Raw genomic sequence first — 4,857 nt, 5'->3', positions numbered from 1 at the left:
CCTTCCTCGTCGACGATGATCTGGGTCAGCACCTGGTGGGTGATGTCCTCGCCCGACTTGGCATCGATGACCTCGAAATCGCGGCCTTCGCGGATCATCGTCCCCAGCTTGTCGAGCGTGATGTAGCTTGAGCTCTCGGTGTCGTAGAGTCGCCGGTTGGCGTATTTCTTGATCGTCACCTTGCCCGTCGAACTGCCGCTCGCCGATTTGGCCATGCACCTGCTCCTGAATGAATTTGTCAGAGCCTAGTCCGCTGCATCCCGCACCGCAACATGGCGCGGTTTCGCACCCGCGAAGGCGGTGCTAGGGCGGGGTCAACCGAACAATTCTGGAGTCTTTACCATGACCGATGTCGTCATCACCGCGGCGCGCCGCACCCCGGTCGGCGCCTTTCTCGGCAGCTTCGCGGCGACCCCGGCGCACGAGCTCGGCCGCGTCGCGATCGAGGCGGCGCTGGCTGACGCCGGCGTCGCTGGCGAGGAGGTCAGCGAGGTCATCCTCGGCCAGGTGCTGACCGCCGGTCAGGGCCAGAATCCGGCGCGCCAGGCGGCGATGGCCGCCGGCATCCCCCAGGAGGTCCCGTCGTGGAGCCTCAACCAGGTGTGCGGGTCGGGCCTCCGGGCCGTCGCCCTCGCCAGCCAGGCGATCGCGCTTGGCGACAGCGCCATCGTCGTCGCCGGCGGACAGGAAAGCATGAGCATGTCGCCACACTGCCAGGCGCTCCGCCAGGGCGCCAAAATGGGCGACGTCAGCCTGATCGACACAATGATCAAGGACGGGCTGACCGACGTGTTCAACGGCTATCACATGGGCATGACGGCGGAAAATCTGGCCGAGCAATATCAGATCGGGCGCGAAGAGCAGGACGCGTTTGCGTTGCGGTCCCAAACCCTCGCCGCCGCCGCACGTGACTCCGGTAAATTCGACGGCGAAATCGCGCCGGTGACGATCAAGGGTCGCAAGGGCGACACGATCGCCAATCGCGACGAATATATTCGTGATGGCGCCACCGCCGATGCTCTCGCCGCGTTGCGCGCCGCATTCAAGAAGGAAGGATCGGTCACCGCCGGCAACGCCAGCGGGATCAACGACGGCGCCGCCGCCCTCGTCCTGATGAGCGCTGAAGAGGCCGAGCGCCGCGGCGCCAACGTCCTCGCCCGCGTCGCCAGCTGGGCCTCGGCCGGGGTCGATCCGTCGATCATGGGCATCGGCCCGGTCCCGGCGACCCGCCGAGCTCTGGAAAAGGCGGGCTGGAAGGTCGCCGACCTTGATTTAGTCGAGGCCAATGAGGCCTTCGCTGCACAGGCGCTCAGCGTCGGCAAGGAACTCGGCTGGGATCCTGAGCTGGTCAACGTCAACGGCGGCGCGATCGCTATCGGCCACCCGATCGGCGCCAGCGGCGCGCGCGTGCTCACCACGCTGCTGCACGAAATGGTCCGGCGCGACGCCCGGAAGGGCTTGGCCACTTTGTGCATCGGCGGCGGCATGGGCATCGCGCTCTGCGTCGAGCGCTAAAGCGGTCGATCGTCCGGGGTCAGGCAGTCCGCGCGGGTTAGCGGCCGCGGCGCATCGCGGCGAAGCGTCAGTCGCTTTGTCCGCTGCGTCAGCCGCCGCACATAGGCGTCAGTAAACACTGTCGCGCAGGCCCGCGTTAGATGCGACCATTCGGGCATCGCCAGATGACGGAGGTTTGGCGGTAACTCATCGTTGTGAACCCCCACACTCCTCGTCGTCCGAAGCAGCGCGTCCCAGCCCTTGGCCTTGGGCACCTGCGCTTCCTCGTTGACTCGCAAATGAATGTCCGAGGGCGGGCGGACGAATACCACCTCACCCCCCCGCGCGCGAATCGCCTTCACCGCCGCATCAGCCTCGGCAAGGCCCTTGCCGACCAATTGAGGGGTGAAAGGAAATTCTTGCTTGAAACCTTCCCACGCAAAGCGCGCATGCGCCCGAAGCCTGGTGTCGGAAACAATCCGCGGCCACATCCAGGTCTGGCGGTGATCGCCCACCCGAGCGAGTTTCCAAATATCGAGGTAGGGGTTGTCGGGACGACCGCGCAATCCCGGGTCCAGCCGCCGTGCAACGACGCTCAGCCGGTAACTGCCATCGAGGAAGGCGAGCTGGCGTTGCAACGCATGATCGAGCACCGCCGACGCCCTCTTGGCCGGGGATTCGAAGCGTTTGCGCTCATGAATATAGCCGCCGTAGCCGTCGAACGGCTGAAAGAACATCGTGTCTGCCAGCCCGACGATCAGAAGCCCCTTGAAGTCGGGATTGTCGGCGACATCCTTGAGCAAGGCGCGCGCGCTGGTGCCGTGGATTGCCAGCTGGATCGGGCGCTCGCCGGTCAATTGTTCGAACCGGTCGAGGTCGGTGTCGAACAGGATGCGCGAATCGCCGACGATCGCCACCTGCGCCCCGGACGAGCGCGCGCGCTCGTGAGCCCAATCGGTCTCGCTATTGTCGAGATCGCCCGGGTTAAGGCCGAGTCGCCGCGCATTGACCTCGAGCGCAAAAGTTCCCAGCCCGACTGCCAGTAGCGCAGCGAGCGCAATTCTCCCCCAAGGTTGCCGCGGGATGTCACGGGTGGGCACCGGCTGCGCCTGGCCCGGCCGGTCGGAGGCCGTCAGCCTCAGGCCGGCAGGCAGGGCGCCCTCTTCCCGGATGATGCCGTGCAGGTCAGAACTGGAAGTAGATGAAGGCACTGCCTTTCCCCTGTTCCGCGATGATCGCCATCGCCATGACCGCCCAGATCGCTCCGAGCAGCAGTGGCGGCGTCTTTTGGATCACCAGTTCAATCGTCTTGTCGCGCATCGCCCAATGGGTCGCGACGATTCCGGCCACGATGGTCATCGCGTAGATCATCGGCAGCATGGCGATCATTGCCACCGGCTTGGTTGCCGCGCCGACCATCGACGTCAGGATCGTCCATGCGCCGCCGAAGGTCTTGGCCCGGAAGAAGACCCAGGTGATGTTGATGAGCAGGAAGGTCAGCGCGCCGATCGCCGCCAGCATCCATGGTCCCGGCCGATAGCTCGCGAACCGTCCCCTAAGCCACCGCTCGACCGACAGATAAAGGCCGTGCAGCCCGCCCCACACCACGAACGTCCAGTTTGCGCCGTGCCATAGTCCGCCAAGCAGCATCGTCCCCATCAGCGCCGCATAGGTTCGCGCCGGCCCGTGTCGGTTCCCGCCCAGCGGAATGTAGAGATAGTCGCGCAGCCAGCTCGATAAAGTGATGTGCCATCGCCGCCAGAAATCGGAAAAACCGATCGCCGCGTAGGGGAAGCGAAAATTGTCGGGCATGGCGAATCCCAGCGCCAATGCAACCCCGATGGCACTGGTCGAATAGCCGGCAAAATCGCAGAATATCTGCCCGGCGAAGGCGAAGGTCCCCACCCACGCGTCGAGGGCCATCGGCACGCCCTTGCGCGCGTCGTAGACCGCCTCGACCACTGGGCCGAGAAACCCGTCAGCCAATACCACCTTCTGAAATAGTCCCAGCGTCAGCAGCGCCATGCCGAACAACATCATGTGCGGTGTCGCGCGCCGCTCCTCGGCGAACTGCGGCACCAGCTCGGTCGGCCGCATGATCGGCCCCGCGACAAGGTGCGGGAAGAAGGTCACGAACAGCGCATAGTCGAGAAAATGCTTGGCCGGCTTCGACCGGCGCAGATAGACGTCGAGCGTGTAGGACAAGGTCGCGAATGTGTAGAAGCTAATCCCGACCGGCAGAATGATGTCGTATTTGGCCGGCTGGTAGGCAATCCCGGCCGCGCCCGCCAGGACGATGAAATTATCGAGCAAAAACTGGCCGTATTTGAAGAAGCCGAGCAGCCCCAAATTGACCACCACCGAGGTGATCATCCACGCCCGCCGCGTCCACGGCCGCCCCGACTTGACCATCGCCTGCGCCGCCCACCAGTCGACCACGGTCGAAATCCACAACAGGATCACGAACGGCGGATTCCAGGCGGCGTAGAACAGGTAGCTGGCGACCAGCAGGACGATCTTTTTCGCGGTCCACGGCAGCGGCGCGCGATGCAGCCCAAGCACGATCGCGAAGAAGACCACGAAGGTCAGCGAATTGAAGATCATGCGGCCAGTCGCCGCAAGACGCTATCAACGGTCACGCTCAACTGCCCCCTGTCGGCAAGCGATACATCCATGTCGACCGCCGAGCCCCCGCCCAGCAGTCTATCGGCGTGATGCACGAAATGAGGCATGCGCGCAACGATCGGTTGCCAACGTCAAAAGGATGTAACCTTGACGCGACCGTTTGCTTAAGAGGAACCATGATCCTTCGTGACGAGGAAATGCGGCGTTTGATGGCCGCGGCGCAAGGCGGCGATCGCCCGTCTTACCGCGCGCTTCTGGGCGCGTGCCGTGACTGGCTGCTGCGCTACTATGCGCGCCGCATCGCCCCGCCGATGGTCGACGATCTGGTCCAGGACACGCTGATCTCGCTGCATACCAAGCGCGCCAGTTACGATCCGGCGCGGCCCTTCTACCCATGGCTGGCGGCGATCGCTCGCTATCGGTGGATCGACGCGTTGCGCAAGCTGACCCGCACCGAGGAATTGCATGAAGGCGACGCGATGGTCGAGCATGAAGAGGACAGCGTCCTCTCGCGGCTCAGCCTCGACAGTCTGCTTGCCCGCCTGCCGGCCGGGCAGGCCAACGCCATCACCCTGACCAGGGTCGAAGGATTGAGCATCGAGGAGGCGGCGCGGGTCAGCGGCCAGTCGCCCAGCCTCGTCAAAGTCAACGTGCACCGCGGCATCAAGAAGCTGGCGGCGCTGGTGGAAAGTGAATGAGCATGAACGACCATGACGAGTTGATCCATCAGCTCACGGA

At 64.5% G+C, this 4,857-nt stretch carries 5 protein-coding genes; 2 read left to right on the top strand and 3 right to left on the bottom strand.

The annotated features are described in order from the left end of the window. On the bottom strand, positions 1–215 hold a 215-nt coding region (locus H0W65_RS11650), incomplete at its 3' end, for a polyhydroxyalkanoate synthesis regulator DNA-binding domain-containing protein (protein WP_294007754.1). 127 nt (positions 216–342) lie between these two features. Between H0W65_RS11650 and H0W65_RS11645 the strand changes: the two genes are divergently transcribed. Next, the gene (locus H0W65_RS11645; protein WP_294007752.1) at positions 343–1,515 is read left to right on the top strand and encodes an acetyl-CoA C-acetyltransferase; all 1,173 of its coding nucleotides are present in this window, start codon (positions 343–345) and stop codon (positions 1,513–1,515) included. Here the strand turns inward: H0W65_RS11645 and H0W65_RS11640 are convergent. Next, entirely contained in the window at positions 1,512–2,705 is a 1,194-nt protein-coding gene (locus tag H0W65_RS11640) for a hypothetical protein (protein ID WP_294007751.1), read from the bottom strand. The genes H0W65_RS11645 and H0W65_RS11640 overlap by 4 nt on opposite strands. Next, complete coding sequence (locus H0W65_RS11635) at positions 2,680–4,098, bottom strand: MBOAT family O-acyltransferase (protein ID WP_294007749.1); 1,419 nt, start codon at positions 4,096–4,098, stop codon at positions 2,680–2,682. The genes H0W65_RS11640 and H0W65_RS11635 overlap by 26 nt, the downstream gene beginning before the upstream one ends. A 197-nt stretch (positions 4,099–4,295) precedes the next feature. On the opposite strand from H0W65_RS11635, the gene H0W65_RS11630 reads away from it, so the two are divergent. Then, complete coding sequence (locus tag H0W65_RS11630) at positions 4,296–4,817, top strand: sigma-70 family RNA polymerase sigma factor (protein WP_294007747.1); 522 nt, start codon at positions 4,296–4,298, stop codon at positions 4,815–4,817. Positions 4,818–4,857 lie beyond the last annotated feature (40 nt).

This window comes from Sphingomonas sp., assembly GCF_013816785.1.
Classification (GTDB): domain Bacteria; phylum Pseudomonadota; class Alphaproteobacteria; order Sphingomonadales; family Sphingomonadaceae; genus Sphingomicrobium.
The sequence above is the reverse complement of the archived record's forward strand: the minus strand, read 5'-3'. Positions and strand labels throughout refer to the sequence as shown.

Excerpts from the sequence above, each read along its gene's own strand:
- H0W65_RS11630 (WP_294007747.1), top strand. The coding sequence starts at position 4,296 with ATGATCCTTCGTGACGAGGAAATGCGGCGTTTGATGGCCGCGGCGCAA.
- H0W65_RS11635 (WP_294007749.1), bottom strand. The coding sequence starts at position 4,098 with ATGATCTTCAATTCGCTGACCTTCGTGGTCTTCTTCGCGATCGTGCTT.
- H0W65_RS11645 (WP_294007752.1), top strand. The coding sequence starts at position 343 with ATGACCGATGTCGTCATCACCGCGGCGCGCCGCACCCCGGTCGGCGCC.